General features: G+C 72.0%; 15 protein-coding genes. 9 read left to right on the top strand and 6 right to left on the bottom strand.

Features of this window, described 5'->3' with window-relative positions:
- Positions 1-110 precede the first annotated feature (110 nt).
- The 5 genes from ACFYQQ_RS11345 to ACFYQQ_RS11325 all read left to right on the top strand — a co-directional run bounded on the left by ACFYQQ_RS11345 (position 111) and on the right by ACFYQQ_RS11325 (position 8851).
- On the top strand, positions 111-2147 hold the full coding sequence (locus ACFYQQ_RS11345) for a thioredoxin domain-containing protein (RefSeq protein ID WP_355782622.1): 2037 nt from the start codon (positions 111-113) through the stop codon (positions 2145-2147).
- Positions 2148-2335: 188 nt separating this feature from the next.
- Positions 2336-3598, top strand: coding sequence for a glycosyltransferase (locus tag ACFYQQ_RS11340; protein WP_355782619.1), 1263 nt, complete (start codon positions 2336-2338; stop codon positions 3596-3598).
- Positions 3595-5232: a phospholipid carrier-dependent glycosyltransferase gene (locus ACFYQQ_RS11335; RefSeq protein WP_355782616.1), complete on the top strand. Its 1638-nt coding sequence runs from the start codon at positions 3595-3597 to the stop codon at positions 5230-5232. Before ACFYQQ_RS11340 ends, ACFYQQ_RS11335 begins: the two co-directional genes overlap by 4 nt.
- Positions 5229-6443, top strand: a complete 1215-nt coding sequence (locus tag ACFYQQ_RS11330) for a glycosyltransferase family 2 protein (RefSeq protein WP_355782613.1) — start codon at positions 5229-5231, stop codon at positions 6441-6443. Before ACFYQQ_RS11335 ends, ACFYQQ_RS11330 begins: the two co-directional genes overlap by 4 nt.
- Positions 6440-8851 carry a galactose oxidase-like domain-containing protein gene (locus tag ACFYQQ_RS11325; protein ID WP_355782610.1) on the top strand — a complete coding sequence of 804 codons (2412 nt, stop codon included), beginning with the start codon at positions 6440-6442 and terminating at the stop codon, positions 8849-8851. Before ACFYQQ_RS11330 ends, ACFYQQ_RS11325 begins: the two co-directional genes overlap by 4 nt.
- 220 nt (positions 8852-9071) lie before the next feature.
- On the opposite strand, the gene ACFYQQ_RS11320 is transcribed toward ACFYQQ_RS11325, so the two are convergent.
- The 3 genes from ACFYQQ_RS11320 to ACFYQQ_RS11310 all read right to left on the bottom strand — a co-directional run bounded on the left by ACFYQQ_RS11320 (position 9072) and on the right by ACFYQQ_RS11310 (position 11285).
- Entirely contained in the window at positions 9072-9800 is a 729-nt protein-coding gene (locus ACFYQQ_RS11320; RefSeq protein ID WP_355784621.1) for a Mut7-C RNAse domain-containing protein, read from the bottom strand.
- A 44-nt stretch (positions 9801-9844) separates the two neighbouring features.
- Positions 9845-10453 carry a TetR family transcriptional regulator gene (locus ACFYQQ_RS11315; protein ID WP_355784624.1) on the bottom strand — a complete coding sequence of 203 codons (609 nt, stop codon included), beginning with the start codon at positions 10451-10453 and terminating at the stop codon, positions 9845-9847.
- Between the two features lie 127 nt (positions 10454-10580).
- A complete protein-coding gene (locus tag ACFYQQ_RS11310) occupies positions 10581-11285 on the bottom strand; it encodes a hemolysin III family protein (RefSeq protein ID WP_355784627.1) in 705 nt (234 codons plus the stop codon).
- A gap of 328 nt (positions 11286-11613) precedes the next feature.
- On the opposite strand from ACFYQQ_RS11310, the gene ACFYQQ_RS11305 reads away from it, so the two are divergent.
- Together ACFYQQ_RS11305 and ACFYQQ_RS11300 are read left to right on the top strand one after the other, a co-directional pair.
- Positions 11614-13446: a phosphoenolpyruvate carboxykinase (GTP) gene (locus ACFYQQ_RS11305; RefSeq protein ID WP_355784630.1), complete on the top strand. Its 1833-nt coding sequence runs from the start codon at positions 11614-11616 to the stop codon at positions 13444-13446.
- Positions 13447-13759: 313 nt separating this feature from the next.
- A complete protein-coding gene (locus ACFYQQ_RS11300) occupies positions 13760-15457 on the top strand; it encodes an Ig-like domain repeat protein (RefSeq protein ID WP_388904269.1) in 1698 nt (565 codons plus the stop codon).
- Between the two features lie 76 nt (positions 15458-15533).
- On the opposite strand, the gene ACFYQQ_RS11295 is transcribed toward ACFYQQ_RS11300, so the two are convergent.
- Together ACFYQQ_RS11295 and ACFYQQ_RS11290 are read right to left on the bottom strand one after the other, a co-directional pair.
- Positions 15534-15956: a hypothetical protein gene (locus ACFYQQ_RS11295; RefSeq protein ID WP_355793018.1), complete on the bottom strand. Its 423-nt coding sequence runs from the start codon at positions 15954-15956 to the stop codon at positions 15534-15536.
- Positions 15957-16057: 101 nt separating this feature from the next.
- A complete protein-coding gene (locus tag ACFYQQ_RS11290; RefSeq protein WP_355793016.1) occupies positions 16058-17269 on the bottom strand; it encodes a pyridoxal phosphate-dependent aminotransferase in 1212 nt (403 codons plus the stop codon).
- A gap of 124 nt (positions 17270-17393) precedes the next feature.
- Between ACFYQQ_RS11290 and ACFYQQ_RS11285 the strand changes: the two genes are divergently transcribed.
- Positions 17394-18107: a hypothetical protein gene (locus ACFYQQ_RS11285; RefSeq protein ID WP_355793013.1), complete on the top strand. Its 714-nt coding sequence runs from the start codon at positions 17394-17396 to the stop codon at positions 18105-18107.
- Between the two features lie 157 nt (positions 18108-18264).
- Entirely contained in the window at positions 18265-19164 is a 900-nt protein-coding gene (locus ACFYQQ_RS11280; RefSeq protein WP_388904266.1) for a serine protease, read from the top strand.
- Between the two features lie 16 nt (positions 19165-19180).
- Here the strand turns inward: ACFYQQ_RS11280 and ACFYQQ_RS11275 are convergent, their stop codons facing one another.
- Positions 19181-20800 carry a D-aminoacylase gene (locus tag ACFYQQ_RS11275; protein WP_355793995.1) on the bottom strand — a complete coding sequence of 540 codons (1620 nt, stop codon included), beginning with the start codon at positions 20798-20800 and terminating at the stop codon, positions 19181-19183.
- Positions 20801-20980: the final 180 nt, after the last annotated feature.

The following is a 20980-nucleotide window of genomic DNA, read 5'->3' as shown; positions in this document are numbered from 1 at the left end:
CCGCCGCGACGCGGGGAGGCGCGGACCCTCCAGGCGGGGAGCCCCCGGCGGGGCACGCCGGGCGAAGCGGCGCTTCCTCCTCGCGCGGGACACCGTGGGAGAGTGGAAGGGTGAACCGACTGGCCCATGAGACGTCCCCGTATCTGCTCCAGCACGCCGACAACCCCGTCGACTGGTGGCCCTGGTCGGCCGAGGCCTTCGACGAGGCCCGCAGACGCGATGTGCCCGTCCTGCTCAGCGTGGGCTACAGCAGCTGCCACTGGTGTCACGTCATGGCGCACGAGTCCTTCGAGGACGAGGCGACGGCCGCGTACCTGAACGAGCACTTCGTGAGCGTGAAGGTGGACCGCGAGGAGCGGCCCGACGTCGACGCCGTCTACATGGAGGCGGTGCAGGCCGCCACCGGCCAGGGCGGCTGGCCTATGACCGTCTTCCTCACCCCCGACGCCGAGCCCTTCTACTTCGGCACCTACTTCCCGCCCGAGCCCCGGCACGGGATGCCCGCCTTCCGCCAGGTCCTCGAAGGCGTCGGCAGCGCCTGGACCGACCGCCGCGACGAGGTCGCCGACGTGGCGGGCAAGATCGTGCGGGACCTCGCGGGCCGCGAGCTGAACTACGGCGGTACCGAGGTGCCGGGCGAGGAGGAGCTGGCCGGGGCGCTGCTCGGGCTCACCCGGGAGTACGACGAACAGCGCGGCGGCTTCGGCGGGGCGCCCAAGTTCCCGCCGTCCATGGTGATCGAGTTCCTGCTGCGCCACCACGCCCGCACCGGCTCCGAGGGCGCCCTGCAGATGGCGCGGGACACCTGCGAGCGCATGGCGCGCGGGGGGATCTACGACCAGCTGGGCGGCGGTTTCGCCCGCTACTCCGTCGACCGGGACTGGACGGTTCCGCACTTCGAGAAGATGCTCTACGACAACGCCCTGCTGTGCCGGGTCTACGCGCACCTGTGGCGTTCCACCGGGTCGGACCTCGCCCGCCGGGTCGCCCTGGAGACCGCCGACTTCATGGTCCGCGAACTGCGCACCGCCGAGGGCGGGTTCGCGTCCGCGCTCGACGCCGACAGCGACGACGGGACCGGCCGGCACGTCGAGGGCGCGTACTACGTGTGGACGCCCGAGCAGCTGCGCGACGTCCTCGGGGACGACGCCGAACTTGCCGCCCGGCACTTCGGCGTGACCGAGGAGGGCACCTTCGAGGAGGGCGCCTCGGTGCTGCAACTTCCGCAGCGGGAGGGCGTGTCCGACGCCGCGCGGATCGCCTCGGTGCGGGAGCGGCTGCTGGCCGCCCGCGGGGAGCGGCCTGCTCCCGGCCGCGACGACAAGGTGGTCGCCGCCTGGAACGGGCTGGCCGTCGCCGCGCTCGCGGAGACCGGCGCCTACTTCGGGCGTCCGGACCTGGTGGAGGCCGCGATCGGCGCCGCCGACCTGCTCGTACGCGTCCATCTGGACGACCGCGCCCGCCTGGCCCGTACCAGCAAGGACGGCCGGACCGGCGCGCACGCCGGGGTGCTGGAGGACTACGCGGACGTCGCCGAGGGCTTCCTGGCGCTCGCGTCGGTCACGGGGGAGGGGGTCTGGCTGGAGTTCGCCGGATTCCTGCTCGACCACGTCCTCGCGCAGTTCACCGACGCGGAGTCGGGCGCGCTGTACGACACGGCGGCCGACGCGGAGCGGCTCATCCGGCGTCCGCAGGACCCCACCGACAACGCGACCCCCTCCGGTTGGAGCGCGGCGGCCGGCGCCCTGCTGTCGTACGCGGCCCAGACCGGCGCCGAACCCCACCGCACCGCCGCGGAGCGGGCGTTGGGCGTGGTGAAGGCGCTGGGTCCGCGCGCCCCGCGGTTCGTGGGCTGGGGGCTCTCGGTGGCCGAGGCGCTGCTGGACGGGCCGCGCGAGGTCGCGGTCGTCGGTCCGGCGGACGCGGACGCCACAAGAACCCTGCACCGCACGGCACTTCTGGGGACGGCGCCGGGCGCGGTGGTCGCGGTGGGTGCTCCGGGCAGTGACGAACTGCCGCTGCTGGCGGACCGACCGCTGCTCGGCGGCCGACCGGCGGCGTACGTCTGCCGCAACTTCACGTGCGACGCCCCGACGTCCGACGCCGAGCAGCTCAGGGAGGCCCTGGGCGGCGTGGTTTCCGACTGATCGGTCGCATCTGGACGGGAAAATTCTGACGTGGTCCGATACATGCCCTTAGTCGACCGAGGATTACGAAACACTCTATTTATCTGAACAGTGCCGGGACTTCACAGATCCCTCCTAGTCTCCTCACGGTGACGCGGCGGTTGAGGACACGCCGCCGCGACAGGGGTTTGGGGATCTGGGGGGATCTGTTGCTCACGTCTGTCTTCATCGCTGCCGTTTCACTGGCTCTGTTCTGGATGGCCGCCTTCACTCTGTGGTGGCAGATGCACGCCTGGCGTACGCCCGAGGTGCTCGCCTCCACCCGTTTCGGCAGACCGGACGGCGGAGAGGGCCTGTCCTTCTCTCTGCTGCTGCCCGCCCGGCACGAGCAGGCGGTGCTGGACCACACGATCCGGCGACTGCTGGAGTCCGGTCACGACGACTACGAGATCATCGTCATCGTGGGGCACGACGACCCGGAGACCGCGGCCGTCGCCCGCGCCGCCGAGGCCCGCGACCCGCGGGTGCGGGTCGTCGTCGACACCCATGAGCGGAAGAACAAGCCGAAGGCCATGAACACGGCGCTGCCGCACTGCCGCGGTGACGTCGTCGGGGTCTTCGACGCCGAGGACCAGGTCCATCCGGAGCTGCTCGCCCACGTCGACCACGCCTTCCGCACGACGGGCGCGGACGTGGTGCAGGGCGGTGTGCAGCTCATCAACTTCCACTCCAGCTGGTACAGCCTGCGCAACTGCCTGGAGTACTTCTTCTGGTTCCGCTCGCGGCTCCACCTGCACGCGCAGAAAGGTTTCATTCCGCTCGGCGGCAACACCGTCTTCGTCCGCACCGAGGTGCTGCGCGCGGCCGGCGGCTGGGACCCGGACTGCCTGGCGGAGGACTGCGACCTCGGGGTGCGGCTGTCCAGCGTCGGCAAGAAGGTCGTCGTCGCCTACGACTCCGACATGGTGACCCGCGAGGAGACGCCGGGCAGCCTGGTGTCCCTGATGAAGCAGCGCACCCGCTGGAACCAGGGCTTCCTCCAGGTCTACCGCAAGCGGGACTGGCGGCAACTGCCCACGTTCGGGCAACGGTTGCTGGCCCGCTACACCCTGATGACGCCGTATCTCCAGGCCGTCTCCGGCGTGATCATCCCGCTCAACGTGGCCGTCGCGCTCTTCCTCGACGTGCCGGTCGGCATCGCCTTCATCACCTTCCTGCCGGCCGTCACCGCCCTGGTCACCTTCGTCTTCGAACTGGTCGGACTGCACGACTTCGGCAAGCAGTACGGACTGCGCGTCCGCTTCGTGCACTACCTCAAGCTCGTCGCCGGCGGGCCCCTCTACCAGGTGCTCCTCGCGGGCGCGGCCGTTCGCGCGGTGTGGCGCGAGCAACGAGGCCGCACGGACTGGGAGTTGACCAGTCACGTCGGCGCGCACCTCACCGAGACGATCCGAGAGGACGTTCCCGCGTGACCTCCACTCTCCCCGCGGCGGCCACCACGGTCCCCGCGCAGCGGCACCGTGCGCCCGCAAACGCGCCCGCCGTCCGTCCCGTCCCGCGTTTCCGCAGCTCGCGCTCCGACCTGGTCCTGTGTGGACTGCTGCTCGTGGCGATCATGGTCGTGCAGGGCTGGAACATCACCGACTACCCGGCCCTCAGCGACGACGAGGGCACCTACCTGGCCCAGGCCTGGGCCGTGCAGCAGGGCGACGGACTCGCCCACTACACCTACTGGTACGACCACCCGCCCCTCGGCTGGATCCAGCTGGCGGCGCTGACCTGGCTCCCCGCGAAGATCAGCCCGTCCCTGATGACCGTCGGCCCGATGCGCGTGACCATGCTGCTGGTCGGCGCCGCGAGCGCGGTCCTGCTGTACGTCCTCGCGCGCAGGCTCCGGCTGCCGCGCTGGGCGGCGGGCCTGGCCATGGCGATCTTCGGGCTCTCGCCGCTGTCGGTCGTGCTCCAGCGCGAGATCTTCCTGGACAACATCGCGGTGATGTGGACGCTGCTGGCGTTCTGCCTGGCCGCCTCGCCGAACCGGCACCTCTGGCACCACTTCGCGGCCGGCGTCGCGGCCGCCGCGGCGGTGCTCACCAAGGAGACGATGCTCGTCGTCCTGCCCGCGCTCGTGGTCACCATGTGGCGCCACGGACACCGCGACACCCGCAAGTTCGCCCTCACCGGAGCCGTCACCGCCTGCGTGCTGATCGGCCTGGCGTACCCGCTGTTCGCGCTGCTCAAGGGCGAGCTGCTGCCCGGCTCCGGGCACGTGTCGCTGTGGGACGGCATCACCTACCAGATGAGCCGCCCCGGCTCCGGCTTCGTCCTCGACCCCGGCTCCGGCTCGCACGCCGTGCTGCGGTCCTGGCTGTACTACGACCGCGTCCTGCCCCTCGGCGGACTGGCGGGCGCCGTGCTGCTCCTGCTCACCTGGCGCTGGTCGGTGACGGCACGCGCGCTGGCCGGACCGGCCCTCACCGTCGGCATCCTCGCCCTGGTCGCACTGCGCCCGAACGGCTACCTGCCCGCCATGTACGTCATCCAGGCGCTGCCCTTCCTCGCGCTGGTGCTCGCCGGGGGCACCGCGAGCGTGGCGCACGCGGTGCTGCGCCGGTCGCGGAGCACGCGGGAGCGGCCGTACGTCACCTGGGGGCGCCGGGCGACCGCGGCCCTGCTCGTGACTGCGGCGGCCCTCTACGTCGTGCCCCGCTGGTACGACGGCGACCGCACCGCCCTGACCGCCGACGCGAACGCCCCCTACCGGGCCGCGTCGCACTGGCTCACCACGCGGGTGGAGGACCCCGCGGGCACCCGGGTCCTCGTCGACGACGCGCTCTGGCTCGACCTCGTGCACCACGGGTACCGGCCCGGACCCGGCGTCATCTGGTTCTACAAGGCGGACCTGGACCCGGCGGTGACGAAGACGATGCCGCGCGGCTGGCGCGACCTCGACTACGTGGTCGCCTCGCCCACGGTCCGGCGCGACGCGGCCGACCTGCCCAACGTCAGGGCCGCGATGCGCCACTCCACCCCGGTCGCCGTCTTCGGCACCGGCGAGGACCGCGTCGAGATCCGCCGGATCCAGACCGAGGGAGGCTCCCGATGAGTCACGAGTCCACCGTTCCCGAGGAGCTCGGCGACCCGGCGGTACACGCCGCGGAGGTAGCCGAGCCGGGCGCCGTCACCATCGTCGTACCGACCTTCAACGAGTCCGCGAACGTCCGGGAGCTGCTGCGCCGGATCACCGAGTCGGTGCCCGCCCGGCTGCCCTGCGAGGTCGTCTTCGTGGACGACTCCACCGACGACACCCCCGAGGTGATCGCGCGGGCGGCGCAGGACTGCCCCTTCCCGGTCACCGTGCTGCACCGCGAGGAGCCCGTGGGCGGCCTCGGCGGCGCCGTCGTCGAAGGACTCAAAGCCGCGGCCTCCGACTGGATCGTCGTCATGGACGGAGACCTCCAGCACCCGCCGTCCCTGGTGCCGGAGCTGGTGTCCACGGGCGAGCGGGCGTCCGCCGGGCTCGTCGTCGCCAGCCGCTACATCAAGGGCGGCAGCCGCGAAGGACTCGCGGGCGGCTACCGCGTCGCCGTCTCGCGCGGCGCGACCTGGCTCACCAAGACGCTGTTCCCGCGCAAGCTGCGCGGCATCAGCGACCCGATGAGCGGCTTCTTCGCCATCCGGCGCAGCGCGGTCACCGCCGATGTCCTCCAGCCGCTCGGCTACAAGATCCTCCTCGAACTCGCGGTGCGCAGCCGCCCCCGGCAGGTCACCGAGGTGCCCTTCGTCTTCCAGGACCGGTACGCGGGCGAGTCCAAGTCGACGGCGCAGGAGGGGTTCCGTTTCCTGCGCCACCTGGCCGGGCTGCGCACCGCCTCACCGGTGGCCCGGATGGTCGCCTTCGGCCTGATCGGTGTCACCGGGTTCCTGCCGAACCTGCTGGGCCTGTGGGCGCTCACGGCCGCCGGGGTGCACTACCTGCCGGCCGAGATCGTCGCCAACCAGTTCGGGGTGGCGTGGAACTTCTTGCTCATCGAGCACCTGCTGTTCCGTGAGCGCCGCAGGCACCGCAACCGGTGGGACCGCGCGGGCCGGTTCGCGCTGCTCGCCAACGCCGACCTGGTGCTGCGCATCCCGCTGATCGCGCTGTTCGTGCGCGAGCTCGGGATGGGCCCCCTGTCGGCCACCGCGCTCGCCCTGGTGACGACCTTCGTCCTGCGGTTCGCGGGGACGGAGGCGCTGGTCTACCTGCCGCGCAGGGCCGCCGGACCCCGGCGCACGAGCCGCGACCGCGATCGCTCGGAGAGGAGAGCCGCGTGAGCTTCCACCTCAGACCCCGGCGGAGAACCTCCCTGCTGGCCGTGGCGGGCCTCGCCGCCGGGCTGCTCCTGGTCTCGCCGCAGCCCGCCGCCGCGGCGAACCTCGTCAAGAACCCAGGCTTCGAGACGGCGGGCACCGACGGCATGCCGTACTGCTGGGAGAAGTCCGGCTGGGGCGACAACGACTTCACCTTCTCCACCGTCGCCGGCGCCCACTCGGGCACGAAGGCGATGAAGGTCGAGCTGACCCGCCGCGTGGACGGCGACCGCAAGGCGCTGGTCACCGAGAGCGCGGCCTGCGCCCCGGTGGTCACGCCGGGCAAGCAGTACGACCTGGGGCTCTGGTACAAGTCGACGACCCCGGACACCTCCCTCACCCTGTTCCGGCACGACGCGACGGCCGGCTGGCAGTACTGGACCGACCTCAAGACGCTGGAGATGACGAGCGGTTGGACGCAGGCGTCGGTGCGCACCCCCGCGGTACCGGCCGGCACCGACCGCGTCAGCTGGGGCGTCTCCGTCTACGGCACCGGCTCCGCGACCACCGACGACTACACGATGGACGAGGTCGCCGACCCCGTGCCGCCCGTCCGGTGCACCGGCACGGCCGACGAGTGCGCCAACGGCAAGTGGACCGTGCTGCCCACGCGGAACCCGGTCCGGTCCATGCACTCCGTCGTGCTCAACAACGGCAAGGTGCTGCTCATCGCGGGCTCCGGCAACAGCGAGGAGATGTTCGCGGCGGGCACGTTCACCTCGGCGGTCTACGACCCGGTGCGGGGGACGTACAAGCAGATCCCGACGCCCAAGGACATGTTCTGCGCGGGGCACGTGCAGCTGTCGGACGGGCGCGTGCTGGTGATGAGCGGCAACAAGGCGTTCCCGGTCGCGGGCGGCCACGGCTACGAGGGGTACAAGGACTCGTACGTCTTCGACCCGGTCACCGAGACGTACGGCAAGACCAACGACATGAACGACGGCCACTGGTATCCGTCGGCGACCGTCCTCGGCAACGGTGACGTGATCTCGTTCGGCGGGCTGCGCGAGGACTCGACGGGTTCGGTGACCGCCGAGCTCTGGTCGGACGCCGAGCAGCGGTGGCAGCCGCTGTGGAAGGTCAACCAGACCTGGTCGTACTGGGGTCTGTACCCGTCGATGATCCTGATGCAGGACGGCCGCCTCTTCTACTCGGGCAGCCACGTCTTCGGCAACGGCACCCCGGGCACGGGCTCGGCGATCTACGACTACGACGCCAACACCACCACCGCGGTCCCGGGACTGCGGAACAAGGACCAGCGGGACCAGTCGGCGAGCGTGCTGCTGCCGCCGGCCCAGGACCAGCGGGTGCTGACGCTCGGCGGCGGCAACATCGACTCCAACCCGGAGGCGAACGGGCTCACGGACCTCATCGACCTCAAGTCGCCCTCCCCGTCGTACGTCGCGGGGCCGCCGGTCCCGCAGGGCGAGGTGGACCTCGGCAACGGCAAGGTGGCCCAGACCGGCGGCCAGGGGAAGATGTACGTGTCCGCCGTGCTGCTGCCCGACGGCAAGGTCCTGGAGACCGGCGGCGCCCTGCACAACCGCGCGAACCCGGTGTACGAGTCGTCGCTCTTCGACCCGGCGACCTCGACCTTCGACCCCGTGGCGCCCGACCCGGAGGAGCGCGGCTACCACTCGTCCGCGTTCCTGCTGCCCGACGGCCGGGTGATGACGACCGGCGACAACCCGGGCAACGGCACCTGGAACCACGACGTGTCGGTCTACACCCCGCCGTATCTCCTCAAGGGCCCCCGCCCGGCGATCACTTCGGTCATCGACACCGAGTGGGTCTACGGCGACACCCAGCGCATCACCGTCGACCGGCCCGTCGCCAAGGCGGAGTTGATCAGGCCGGCCGCGGTGACGCACTCCTCCGACCCGAACCAGCGGTTCGTGGACCTGCCGCTGAGCGTGGACGGGAACAACGTCGACCTGAACGTGACGAGCAACCCCAACCTGGCCCCGCCCGGCTGGTACATGCTCTTCGCGGTCGACGCCAACGGCGTGCCGTCGGTGGCCGAGTGGGTGCACCTCCAGGGGCCGTCCGCACTGGCCGCGGACGCCGCCTCGCCGCACGTCCACGCCTTCGCCGAATCGCCGGACGGGAAGACGAGCGGGCCGGGGAGGAAGCGGACCTCGCAGCCGGTGAGCCCGACGGTCTCCGGCTGCGACCCGCACTACGGATCGGTCAACGTGTGCGTGCCGACGGTCTTCCCGGACGGAGTGAAGGAGACGGCGGCGGCCCGGTGCGCCTGGCTGAAGACCCACGACTACGGCCGCCTGCGGGTCAACGGCAAGGACGATCCGCTGGGCCTCGACCGCGACCGGGACGGCCGGGCCTGCGGGAAGGGGGACGTGCGGAGGTCCTAGGTCGTGTCCGCAAAGTCCCGCCTGTTCCGCGACGCCTGGCACGCACTCTCGCCGCACCGGGCGAAGCCCCGAGTACGTCCAGTACGAGGAACTCCGCCCGGCCCACCGAGAGCACGCACCAGACGCCGCGGAACCCGCCCTACGGGCGGACGACGGGACTTTGCGGACACGACCTGGTGCGGGCCGGCCGGGCCCGGCGGGGCTGCTGGGGGCCGCGCCCTCAGTGGCTTCCGAACTCCGCGAGGGCGCGTCCCACGATCGCCTCCAGGCGGTCGTGGTGCGCGCCCCTCCAGTAGGCGCGCCCGCACGCGGCGCACTGGGCGAAGACGTCGTACGACCGGCTCGTGCCGCCTTCGAGCCGGTCTGCCAGTTCCTCCTTGGTGGCCTCCCTGAGCAGCCCGTTGCACGCGGTGCACCGCGTCCACGGCTTCAGCTGGGGTGCGAACCGCCCGAGCACGTCGCGGAGTTGGTCGTCGGGCTGGGTGCTGTACACGAAGGCGCCCGCCCACAGTTCGCGGCGGCGCAGCAGCCCGCGGTCGCGGCTGAGCAGGACCCGCCGCTCGGCCGCCGAGCGCGCGGCGAGGGCCGGGTCGCCGATGTCGGTGGACTCGTACGCCGTGTCGACGCCGAGCAGCCGCATACGGCGGGCCAGTGTTCCGAGGTGGACGTCGAGCAGGAAGCGCAGCGGCGCCCCGGGTACGGACTGCGGGCGCCGGACGGCGCGCACCCGGACGGACTCGCCCGCGGCGGGGATGTGCGACACGGGCACCTCGCGGCCGTCCACGACCAGGGCGCCGACCTCGGTCAGCGGGACGCCGAGCGACTCGACGACGTGGCCGAGGGTGGAGGCGCCGTCGGTGGCGACCCCGGTGGCGGCGGCCCGCCGTGCGGGCGGGACGAACAGGCCCAGCTCGGGGGCGAACTCGACGTGGATCTCCGGTCCGTTCACCGGGTCAGGATGCCACGGCGGCCGGGGCGGCGGCCTCCGGGTTTTCAGCGGGCGGGGCCGTGTTCCAGGAAGTCCAGGGTGCGGTCGAGGAGCGCGGCGAGGTCCTCGCGGTGACCGCCCTCGGCCCAGTACACGGCGGTCTCCAGCAGGGCGCCGGTCAGCGCCGCGGCGTACACGCGCACGTCGAGGGCGTCCGGGTCCCGGCCGGTGCGCTCACCGATGACCCGGCACAGCATGCGGCCGGTGCCGGTCAGGCGCTCCCTCGTGCGGGACCGCACGGCGGGCACCTCGGCCATCAGCCGGGTGCGCAGCCGCAGCACCTCGGGCCGCCCGGCGAGGACGTGCCCGAGCACGTGCCGCAGGGACTCCGGCCAGGGTTCGCCGGCGGGCCGTGACCGCAGCCGCTCCTCGGTCTCCCGGTCGCCTCCGTCCGGGAGCACGATGTCCTCCTTGGCCGGGAAGTAGCGCAGGACCGTGGAGGGGGAGACCTCGGCCGCCGCGGCGATCCGCTCGACGGAGGCCGCCTCGTAGCCCTGCTCCTGGATCAGCCGGTAGGCCGCCTCGCGGATCGCGAGCCGGGTCTTCGTCTTCTTCCGCTCGCGCAGCCTCGGCCGGGGCTCGGCGGTGGTGGAGCTGTGTGCGGTGGCGGCCATGGGGTTCATTCTCCGCCACCGGCGACGGCGGGCACCGGCTCCCTGGGCGGCTCCGGCGTCCGGGCCCGGACACGCGAGAGGGCCGCGGCGGACGGCCGCGGCCCCGGAGCGCTGGGGAGTTTCGTCGCTAGTAGGCCACCAATGAGATGCCGACGTAGTGCGCGATGAACGCGGCCAGGGTGAGGGAGTGGAAGACCTCGTGGAAGCCGAAGTACTGCGGTGACGGGTTGGGGCGCTTGAGCGCGTAGATCACGCCGCCGGCGCTGTAGAGCAGACCGCCGACGACGACCAGGACGAGGACGGCGACCCCGCCGGCGCGCATGAAGTCGGGCAGGAAGAACACGGCGGCCCAGCCCATGGCGATGTAGCAGGGGGTGTAGAGCCAGCGCGGCGCCCCGACCCAGAACACCCGGAAGAGGATGCCGGCCACGGCGGCGCCCCAGATGCCCCACAGGAGCCACCGGCCCTTGGCTTCGGGCAGCAGGAGCATCGTCAGCGGTGTGTAGGTGCCGGCGATGATCAGGAAGATGTTCGCGTGGTCGAGTCTGCGCAGGACACCGTCCATGCGCGGGCTCCAGTTGCCGCGGTGGTAGACGGCGCTCACTCCGAACAGGAGGCAGGCCGTCAGCGTGTAGATCCCGCAGGCGAGCCGTCCGCGGCCGGTGTCGGCGAGCGCGGTGAGCAGCAGGCCCGCGACGAGTACGGCGGGGAACATGCCGAGGTGGAGCCAGCCGCGGAGCTTGGGTTTGACGGGGTGCGGCAGGGAGAGCTCGACGGGCCCGCGGCCGGCGGCCGGCGAGTCCGTGGGCGCGTCGGGGACGGGCGCAGTCATGCGGGCAATCGTACCTACGGAACCGTAAGTTACGCGTCAGCAGTACCCAGCCGCGGGTCGATAGTGGCCAGCGTCTCACGTGATGTCGCGGACACCGCCGCGGGGGTCCTTCAGGGGAACCCCGAAAGTCCGCGGGGAAACCCTCGTGTGAGTGGTGATGCTCACGCCGCTCAGGTGTGAGGCCCTCTGGACATATGGGCGGATGCGTCGGATGATCAAATGAGTGCGGTCGGCACCGGATGAGCGCCCATGATCCATCACCGTGAAGCATCCGGGTCGCGGCCCCCACGGGGCATTCAACAACAAAACCCCTCATTTAGGAGCAATCGTGGCGCGCGACATCGCGGCTCCCACCGTCGTCCCCACCTCTCACCAGGAACTGATCTCGTGGGTGAACGAGATCGCCGAACTGACCCAGCCGGACAGCGTGGTCTGGTGTGACGGATCCGAGGCGGAGTACGAGCGGCTGAGCGAGGAGCTCGTCCGCAAGGGCACCTTCCGCAAGCTCGACCCGATCAAGCGCCCGAACTCCTACTACGCCGCCTCCGACCCGACCGATGTCGCGCGGGTCGAGGACCGGACGTTCATCTGCTCCGAGAAGGAGGAGGACGCCGGCCCGACGAACCACTGGAAGGCGCCCGCCGAGATGCGGGAGATCTTCCAGGGGCAGGGCGGCGAGGGCGGCCTCTTCCGCGGCTCCATGCGCGGCCGGACGATGTACGTCGTCCCCTTCTGCATGGGCCCGCTCGGCTCCGACCTTTCCGCCATCGGCGTCGAGATCACCGACTCGGCCTACGTCGCCGTGTCCATGCGCACCATGACCCGCATGGGTCAGCCGGTCCTGGACGAGCTCGGCTCCGACGGCTTCTTCGTGCGTGCCGTGCACACGCTCGGGGCGCCGCTGGAGGAGGGCCAGGAGGACGTGCCGTGGCCGTGCAACTCCACGAAGTACATCTCGCACTTCCCCGAGTCCCGCGAGATCTGGTCCTACGGCTCGGGCTACGGCGGCAACGCCCTGCTCGGCAAGAAGTGCTACGCCCTGCGCATCGCCTCCGTCATGGCGCGCGACGAGGGCTGGCTCGCCGAGCACATGCTGATCCTCAAGCTGACGCCGCCGCAGGGTGAGTCGAAGTACGTCGCCGCCGCCTTCCCGAGCGCCTGCGGCAAGACGAACCTCGCCATGCTGGAGCCGACGATCTCCGGCTGGACCGTCGAGACGATCGGCGACGACATCGCCTGGATGCGCTTCGGCGAGGACGGCCGCCTGTACGCCATCAACCCCGAGGCCGGCTTCTTCGGCGTCGCGCCCGGCACCGGTGAGCACACCAACGCCAACGCGATGAAGACCCTGTGGGGCAACTCGGTCTTCACGAACGTGGCGCACACCGACGACAACGACGTCTGGTGGGAGGGCATGACGGAGGAGACCCCGGCCCACCTGACGGACTGGAAGGGCAACGACTGGACGCCGGAGTCCGGGACCCCGGCCGCCCACCCGAACGCGCGCTTCACCACCCCCGCCGCGCAGTGCCCGATCATCGCGCCCGAGTGGGAGGACCCCAAGGGCGTGCCGATCTCCGCGATCCTCTTCGGCGGGCGCCGCGCCTCCGCCGTGCCGCTGGTCACCGAGTCCTTCGACTGGAACCACGGCGTCTTCCTGGGCGCCAACGTCGCCTCCGAGAAGACCGCCGCCGCCGAGGGCAAGGTCGGCGAGCTGCGCCGCGACCCCTTCGCCATGCTGCCGTTCTGCGGCTACAACATGGGCGACTACATGGGGCACTGGGTCGACGTGGCCAAGGGCAAGGACCAGTCGAAGCTCCCGAAGATCTACTACGTGAACTGGTTCCGCAAGAACGACGAGGGCAAGTTCGTGTGGCCCGGTTTCGGCGAGAACAGCCGCGTGCTCAAGTGGATCGTCGAGCGTCTGGAGGGCACGGCGGCCGGTGTCGAGACGCCGATCGGCGTGCTGCCCGCCAAGGGCTCGCTGGACACCAAGGGCCTCGACCTGGCCGAGTCCGACCTCGACTTCCTGCTCACCGTGGACAAGGAGGTGTGGCGCGAGGAGGCGTCGCTGGTGCCCGAGCACCTCAACACCTTCGGCGACCACGCGCCCAAGGAGCTGTGGGACGAGTACCGCGCGCTGGTGCAGCGCCTGGGCTGAGTCCCGCCCCCCGCTCCGCGGCCGGCCTGTTGCCCTGACCAGCGACGTCGTCGAGGCCGGCCGCGGTGACGACGGCACCCCGGACGGGTCCCCGGGCCCGCACGACGACACGCGGTTCCTGCGGTTCCCGGCCGGACCGCGACACGCGGGTCCACCGGTTCCCGGCCGGACGGCGACACGCCCCACGGGCCCCTTGCCCAGCGGATCCGCACAGTTGTTTCATGCCCTTACAGGCGCCCCGCTCGACGAGCGGGGCGCTCGACTCAGCCTGTGGGGGGCACAGTTGACAACCGCACACAGCCGTGGACGGACGGTGGCCACGCTGGCCGCGCTCGGGATGGCGGGGGCCGGTCTGACGGTGGGTGCCGCGCCCGCGGCGGTCGCCGCGACGGACTCCGTGGCCAAGCTGCCGATCTCCTCGTACGCGGCGATGGTGATCGACTCGGCGCACGAGCGCGTCTACGTCACCGAGGACAGCCGGAGCAGCACCGACGGCGCCATCCAGGTCTACGACTTCGACGGCCGCAAGGTGGCCACGCTCACCTCCAGCGGCCCGGTCTCGGGAATGGCGCTCAGCGAGGACAGCGGCACGCTCTACGCGTCGAACTACGAGATGATCGCCGCGTACGACACGCAGACGCTGACCAGGAGCGTCCACGCGTACACCCCCTGGTACGCCTACTGCGGGCGCCAGGTCGCGCACTCCGGCGGCAAGGTCTGGTACACGCAGAACTTCAACACCGGCGACTGCTACTCGTACACGAACACCCTGTACGGGGTCGCCGGGGGCTCCGCCTACGACACCAAGTGGTCCGCCGCCGGACGGCTCCAGCTGGCGACCGGGGACGGCGCCCCGAACCGGCTCTTCATGGGGCAGCCACCGAGCGGCGCGGAGAAGGACCCCTTCCTGACCTCGTTCGACACCGGCGGCGACACCCTGGTGCGCGGCGCCGCCCGGCGGTTCGCGGACGCCGACGGCAAGGGCGCCCTGGACTTCAAGGACATGTCGGTCTCGGCGGACGGCAAGCTGCTCGCGGTCGCCGACGCCGGCTACGGGACGCGCCTGCTGAACACCGCCGACCTCTCCGACGCGGACGGCTCCTACGCGCCGCTGCCATCCGGGGCGACGGCGTCGGCGGTGGCGTTCAGCGGTGACGGCACCTACCTCGCCCGCGGTGCCTCCGCCTCCGGCAGTACGGCCGACCTGCTCGTGCAGAAGGCGGACCCGGGGAGCGCGGCCGCGCCGCTGGAGTTCGCCTTCGAGGGCAGCCTCGACGGCGACCGGGTCGCGCCGCGCGGACTCGGCTGGTCGAAGGACGGGACGCGGCTGTTCGCCGTCACCACCAACGCGTCCGGCAGCGAGTACTGGCTGCACGTCATCCAGCCGCCCGCCGCCCAGTACGACTCCCGCTTCACCGGCGGACTGAGTCACTCGCCGAGCAGGGCCGTGGTCGGCGAGGCGCTCGCCGTCCGGGGCCGCCTCACCCTGGACGGCACCGCCCCGGTCGATCCGGTGAAGGTCTCCGCGGTACGCACGGACGCGTCCGGGACGCACCGGCTGGCCTCTGTGGAGGCCAGGGCCGACGGCACCTTCACGGTCCTGGACGAGCCGGACGCGGTGGGGGAGGCGACGTACACCGTGTCCTACCTGGGCGACCTCACGCACCGGCCGGCCGAGGGCGTCAGCCTGACGGTCCCGGTGGCCAAGGCGTCGACGACGCTCACGCTGACGGCTCCGGACGAGGCGACTCTCGGCGGCGGGGTCGAGATCACCGGCACGCTGGGCCGGCAGGGACCGGCGTTGGAACCCGGCGCGACGGTGCGGGTGGAGCGCACCGACCGGCTCGGTTCCGGCGCGCTGTCGTCGGTGGCGGTCGGGGCCGACGGCACGTTCACCGTCAAGGACCTGCCGCGGACCACGCGGACGGTCACCTACACCCTGAGCTACGCGGGTGACGCGCTGCACGTGGGGGCGACCGCGTCGGCGCAGGTCGAGGTACGCCGGCGCTGACGGGGAAGGTGGCGCCCGGTCCGCACGTCGCTGCGGGTGCGCGCGGACCGGGGCCGATCGGGGGAGCCGGGAGGGCTCAGTGGGAGGCGAGCTCGCGGGGGCCGACGGCCGCCGCGTGGGCGTCCATCCGCTCGGCCGCCAGGATCGCCGCGGCCGTGTCGGCGCGGGAGGCGGCGACGACGAGGGCGCGTCCGGCGAGCGCGTGCGCCCGCTGGTGGAGCATCACCAGGTGCGGTTCGTGGACCGCGGCGGCCACCGAGGCGCGCACGGGCGCCTGGCCGCGGCGCAGCCGGGCCACCTGCGCGGCGAGCCGCTCGGCCGCCTGGTCGAGATCGGCGGAGGGGGCCAGCGCGCGCAGGTCGTCCGTCACCGCGAGCAGGGCGCCGAGATGGCCGGCGAGCTGGATGTCCAGCTCCTCCTCGCGGGAGCGGTGCGGGAAGTCGGGGTTGGGGCCGTCAGCCGTGCTGTGGACCGACTTGGTGCGGATCGGTTCGTACATGGGAAGGCCTCCTGTGCTGTCAGGAAACCATCCTAGCTTGGATTTCGTCTAAAGTTGAGTCGGTTCACGGAGACCGGACGGACGGGCACAGGGTGTGAGCGTCAGATCTGGCCGTAGCCGTCCAGGAACGTGCCGATCCGGGTCACCGCCGAGGTCAGGTCCGCGACCGACGGCAGGGTGACCACCCGGAAGTGGTCGGGCTCCGGCCAGTTGAAGCCCGTCCCCTGGACGACCATGATCTTCTCCTGGCGCAGCAGGTCCAGGACCATCCGCCGGTCGTCCTTGATCTTGAAGACCTTGGGGTCCAGGCGCGGGAAGAGGTACAGCGCGCCCTTCGGCTTGACGCAGCTCACCCCGGGGATCTGTGTGAGCAGCTCGTACGCCACGTCCCGCTGTTCCTTCAGCCGCCCGCCGGGCAGTACCAGTTCGTTGATCGTCTGGCGTCCGCTCAGCGCGGCGACCACACCGTGCTGGCCCGGCATGTTCGCGCACAGGCGCATGTTGGCCAGGATCGTCAGGCCCTCGATGTACGAGTCGGCGTGCGCCCGCGGTCCCGAGATCGACATCCAGCCGACCCGGTAGCCCGCCACCCGGTAGGACTTGGACATCCCGTTGAAGGTGAGGGTCAGCAGGTCGGGGGCGACGGCGGCGGTCGGGGTGTGCGTGGCGCCGTCGTAGAGGATCTTGTCGTAGATCTCGTCGGAGCAGACCAGCAGGTTGTGGCGGCGGGCGATGTCGGTCAGCCCGCGCAGCACCGCCTCGTCGTACACCGCGCCCGTCGGGTTGTTCGGGTTGATGATGACGATCGCCTTGGTGCGGTCGGTGACCTTGCGCTCCACGTCGGCGAGGTCGGGCATCCAGTCCGACTGCTCGTCGCAGTGGTAGTGGACGGCCGTACCGCCGGACAGGGACACGGCGGCGGTCCACAGCGGGTAGTCCGGCGCCGGCACGAGGACCTCGTCGCCGTCGTCCAGCAGGCCCTGCATCGCCATCACGATCAGCTCGGAGACGCCGTTGCCGATGAAGACGTGCTCGACGTCCGTCTCGATGCCCAGGGTCTGGTTGTGCATCACCACGGCCCGGCGGGCGGCGAGCAGGCCCTTGGCGTCGCCGTAGCCGTGCGCCGAGGAGACGTTGCGGAGGATGTCCTCCAGGATCTCGGGCGGGCACTCGAAGCCGAACGCCGCCGGATTGCCGGTGTTCAGCTTGAGGATGCGATGGCCTGCCGCTTCCAGCCGCATCGCCTCCTCGAGAACCGGGCCCCGGATCTCGTAACAGACGTTGGCGAGCTTCGTGGACTGGATCACCTGCATGCGGTGAGCTTACGGCCGCGTAACGGGTCGTGGGGGGTGTTTTCCACCACGTGAGACGTCCGGCTTCGGTCGATTTGTCGCTCCACTACGCCGCAAGCCCTTGCGGTCTCTACAATGCGCGGCCATGTCATGGCAGAGCGGCGGACCGGAGAGTCCACCGAACGTGTACCTCCCGCAGGGCGACGCGGACGCGACGCCCGCATACGAGGCGTACGCGGATCCGGCCGCGGCGCACGGCTGGCAGGACTCCTACGCCCACGGGGGTGACGGGGCCCACGACGCGCACGCGGGCGCGGACCCGTACGGCGAGGCGGGTCCGTACGACGGGCCGGGTACGGCGGTGGAGCTGTACGACGCCTCGGTCCTCGAGGAGCCCGCCGAGGAGCCGGGCCGCCACGCCCGCCTGCTGCGGCGCCGCCGCACCCGGACGCTGCGCCGGGCGGCGATCGGCGCCGGCGCGGGCTGCGCCGTGCTGCTGGCGGCGGTGCTCGCCGGGGCCTTCGACTCCGGTTCCTCGCCGGCTCCGCGGCGGCCGCACGGTGAGGGTAAAAACACCGGTACGCGCGAGGCGGCCGAGCCCGCCGGCTCCTCCTCGGAGCGCCCCTCCGCCGCCGACCGGTCGCCCTCGGCCTCGCCGTCCGGGTCCACGGCGACCACGAACACGACCACGACCACGACCACGAGCCCCTCCGCGGGTGCCACGAAGGCGACGGAGCCGAAGGCGCCCGTACAGACGGCCCCGGCGACGCCCACGGCCTCCTCCGCCACGGCCGAGCCGACCCGGAGCGAGGACGGCAAGCCCGGCCGCGGACCCGGTTCCACCAAGCGCCCGAAGTAGGCGGCCGGGGTAGCCGGAATGCGCCGGGCGGCGGCCGGAAACAGCTCCTTGTCGCCCCGGCGGGGGTCCCTTCACAATGCGCATGACAAACGGAGACGGCCGGAAGACCTCCGGTCGCCCGTCTGTCGGGACAACAGAAAACAGAGGGGACCCCCACATGAGAAAGCCTCTCGTCGCCGCGCTCTTCGCCCTGGTCATCGCCGGGACGGGCGTGGCACCCGCGGTCGCGGCGCCCGCGCCCGTACCGGCCGGGCGGACGGCGGCGGCACCCACCGCCCCGGCGCAGGCCGCACCGGCGCAGGCCGCACCGGCGCCGGCCGTGCAGGCGGTCGACTTCGCCGGCACCGTCGCGCTCAGCAACTGCTCCGGCTCCGTCGTGCGGACGCCCGGGTCCGAGGACGACGACCCCGCGCTCGTGCTCTCCAACGGCCACTGCCTGGAGACCGGCTTCCCGGCGGCCGGCGAGGTCCTCGTCGACCGGCCGTCCAGCCGCACCTTCAGCCTCCTCAACTCCGCGGGCACTCGGGTCGCGACCCTGCGCGCGAGCAAGATCGCGTACGCGACGATGACCGACACGGACATCTCGATCTACCAGCTCACCCGCACCTACGCGCAGATCAGGAGCTCGTACGGGATCGGCGCGCTGACCCTCGACGCCGCGCACCCGGTCGCCGGGACCGCGATCAAGGTGGTGTCCGGTTACTGGAAGCGGATCTACACCTGCAACATCGACGGGTTCGCCTACCGCCTCAAGGAGGGGCAGTGGACCTGGAAGGACTCGGTTCGCTACACCTCCGCCTGCAACACCATCGGCGGCACGTCGGGCTCGCCCGTCGTGGACAGCGCCACCGGCAAGGTCGTCGCCGTCAACAACACCGGCAACGAGGACGGCGCCCGCTGCACGGACAACAACCCGTGCGAGGTGGACGCGAGCGGCAACGTCACCGTCCGGCAGGGCATCAACTACGGCCAGGAGACCTACCAGATCGTGCCGTGCGTCGGCATCGACAACAAGATCGACCTGAGCCGCAGCGGGTGCACGCTGCCCAGGCCGTAGGCGACCGGCGGGCGGTTCAGGCCGTACGGCGGACCGCCCGCCCCGCCAGGACGTCGGTGCGCCGGCCGTCCTCGATCACGAAGCGGCCGTCGACCAGGACGTGCGGGATGCCGGTCGGCAGCGTGCGCGGCGCCTCGAAGGTGGACCCTGCGGCGACCGTGTCCGGGTCGAAGAGGACCAGGTCCGCCCGGTAGCCCTCGCGTACGAGGCCGCGGTCGGGCAGCCGCAGCCGGGCGGCGGGCCGCGCGGTGAGGTGGGCGACGCACTCCTCCAGCGAGAGGACGCCCAACTCCCGCACGTAGTGGCCCAGATAGTGCGGGAAGGTGCCGTACGCGCGCGGGTGCGGTTTGTCGCCCCGCAGGATGCCGTCGGAGCCGCCCGTGTGCACCCGGTGCCGCATGATCGCGCGGACGTTCTCCTCGTGGCCGACGTGCTGGAGGATCGTCGGGCCGAGACCGTCGGCGACGAGGAGCCGGCGGGCCGTGGTCCAGGGTTCCTCGCCGAGCCGGTCGGCGGACTGCTGGACGGTGCTGCCGACGTACGGCGCGAGGGCGGGGTCGCTCACCCCCGAGATCTCGATCGTGTCCCACTCGATGGGGACCCCGTGACAGCCGTCGGAGCCCACCACCTCCACGGCGTGCCGGATCCGCGCCGCCGTCGCGTCGTCCGCCAGCCGGGCGAGGGTCGCCGCCGGGCCGCCCTCGCTCGCCCAGCTCGGCAGCATCGCCACGAGGGTCGTGCAGCCGGGGGTGTAGGGGTACGTGTCCAGGCTGATGTCCGCGCCCGCGGCGAGCGCGTCGTCCAACAGGGCCAGCAGGTCCGGGGCCTTGCCCTTGTTCACGCCGAAGTTCATGGTGGCGTGCGCGAGATGGAGCGGGCAGCCGGCCTCGCGGGTGAGGGCCACCATCTCCTCGTACGCGGCGAGGGCGCCCGCGCCGTACGAGCGGTGGTGGGGGCAGTAGTAACCGCCGTGCTCGGCCACCACCCGGCACAGCTCGGTGAGTTCGGCGTCCTTCGCGTACATGCCGGGGGTGTACGTCAGCCCGGAGGACATGCCGACCGCGCCCTCCCGCATGCCGTCGGCCACCAGCCGCCGCATGCGGTCCAGCTCGCCGGGGGTGGCCTCCCGGTCGCCCCAGCCGACGGCGAGCATCCGGACCGTGCCCTGCGGGATCAGGTACGCGGCGTTGACGGCGATGCCCTCGCCGCCGAAGCCGTGGTCGAGGCGGTCCAGGTACTCGCCGACCGAGCGCCAGCTGAAGTCGACGTCGTCGCCGGGGCCGTTCCAGCCGGTGATCGCGCGGCGGACCTCGGCGAGGGTGCGGTCGTCGACGGGGGCGTACGACAGGCCGTCCTGGCCGATGACCTCCAGGGTGACGCCCTGGGCGGCCTTCGCGCTGTGGTCCGGGTCCGTCAGGAGGGCGAGGTCGCTGTGCGCGTGCATGTCGATGAAGCCGGGGGAGAGGGCGAGGCCGGACGCGTCCAGGGTTCTGGTTCCCCCGGGGAGGGGGGTGCGGGTGCCGGTGCCGGTTCTGTGGATCTCTGTGATGCGGCCTTCGTGGATGCCTACGTCTGCTCTGTACGGGGGTGTGGCCGTGCCGTCCACGACGGTGGCGTCTCTGATCACCAGGTCCATGGTGGGCGTCTCCTTCCCTCTCCGGGCTGCGCCCGTGCCGTGTGTTCACGCGCCTGCGGCGCGGGTCTCCGGGCTTCGCCCGTGCCGTGTGTTCACGCGCCTGCGGCGCGGATTTCCGGGCTTCGCCCGTGCCGCTTCTTTCCCGCGCTCCGCGCGGTGCCTGCCCACCCACGACCACCC

It is taken from the genome of Streptomyces sp. NPDC005496, from assembly GCF_042872045.1.
Classification (GTDB): domain Bacteria; phylum Actinomycetota; class Actinomycetes; order Streptomycetales; family Streptomycetaceae; genus Streptomyces.
Note: the sequence above shows the minus strand (reverse complement) of the source record. Positions and strands in the feature narration are given on the sequence as shown.

Bases quoted from the DNA above. Each gene is read 5' to 3' on its own strand.
- ACFYQQ_RS11310 (WP_355784627.1), bottom strand. From the start codon at position 11,285: ATGACTGCGCCCGTCCCCGACGCGCCCACGGACTCGCCGGCCGCCGGC.
- ACFYQQ_RS11290 (WP_355793016.1), bottom strand. From the start codon at position 17,269: ATGCAGGTGATCCAGTCCACGAAGCTCGCCAACGTCTGTTACGAGATC.
- ACFYQQ_RS11330 (WP_355782613.1), top strand. From the start codon at position 5,229: ATGAGTCACGAGTCCACCGTTCCCGAGGAGCTCGGCGACCCGGCGGTA.
- ACFYQQ_RS11275 (WP_355793995.1), bottom strand. From the start codon at position 20,800: ATGGACCTGGTGATCAGAGACGCCACCGTCGTGGACGGCACGGCCACA.
- ACFYQQ_RS11285 (WP_355793013.1), top strand. From the start codon at position 17,394: ATGTCATGGCAGAGCGGCGGACCGGAGAGTCCACCGAACGTGTACCTC.
- ACFYQQ_RS11295 (WP_355793018.1), bottom strand. From the start codon at position 15,956: ATGTACGAACCGATCCGCACCAAGTCGGTCCACAGCACGGCTGACGGC.
- ACFYQQ_RS11315 (WP_355784624.1), bottom strand. From the start codon at position 10,453: ATGGCCGCCACCGCACACAGCTCCACCACCGCCGAGCCCCGGCCGAGG.
- ACFYQQ_RS11280 (WP_388904266.1), top strand. From the start codon at position 18,265: ATGAGAAAGCCTCTCGTCGCCGCGCTCTTCGCCCTGGTCATCGCCGGG.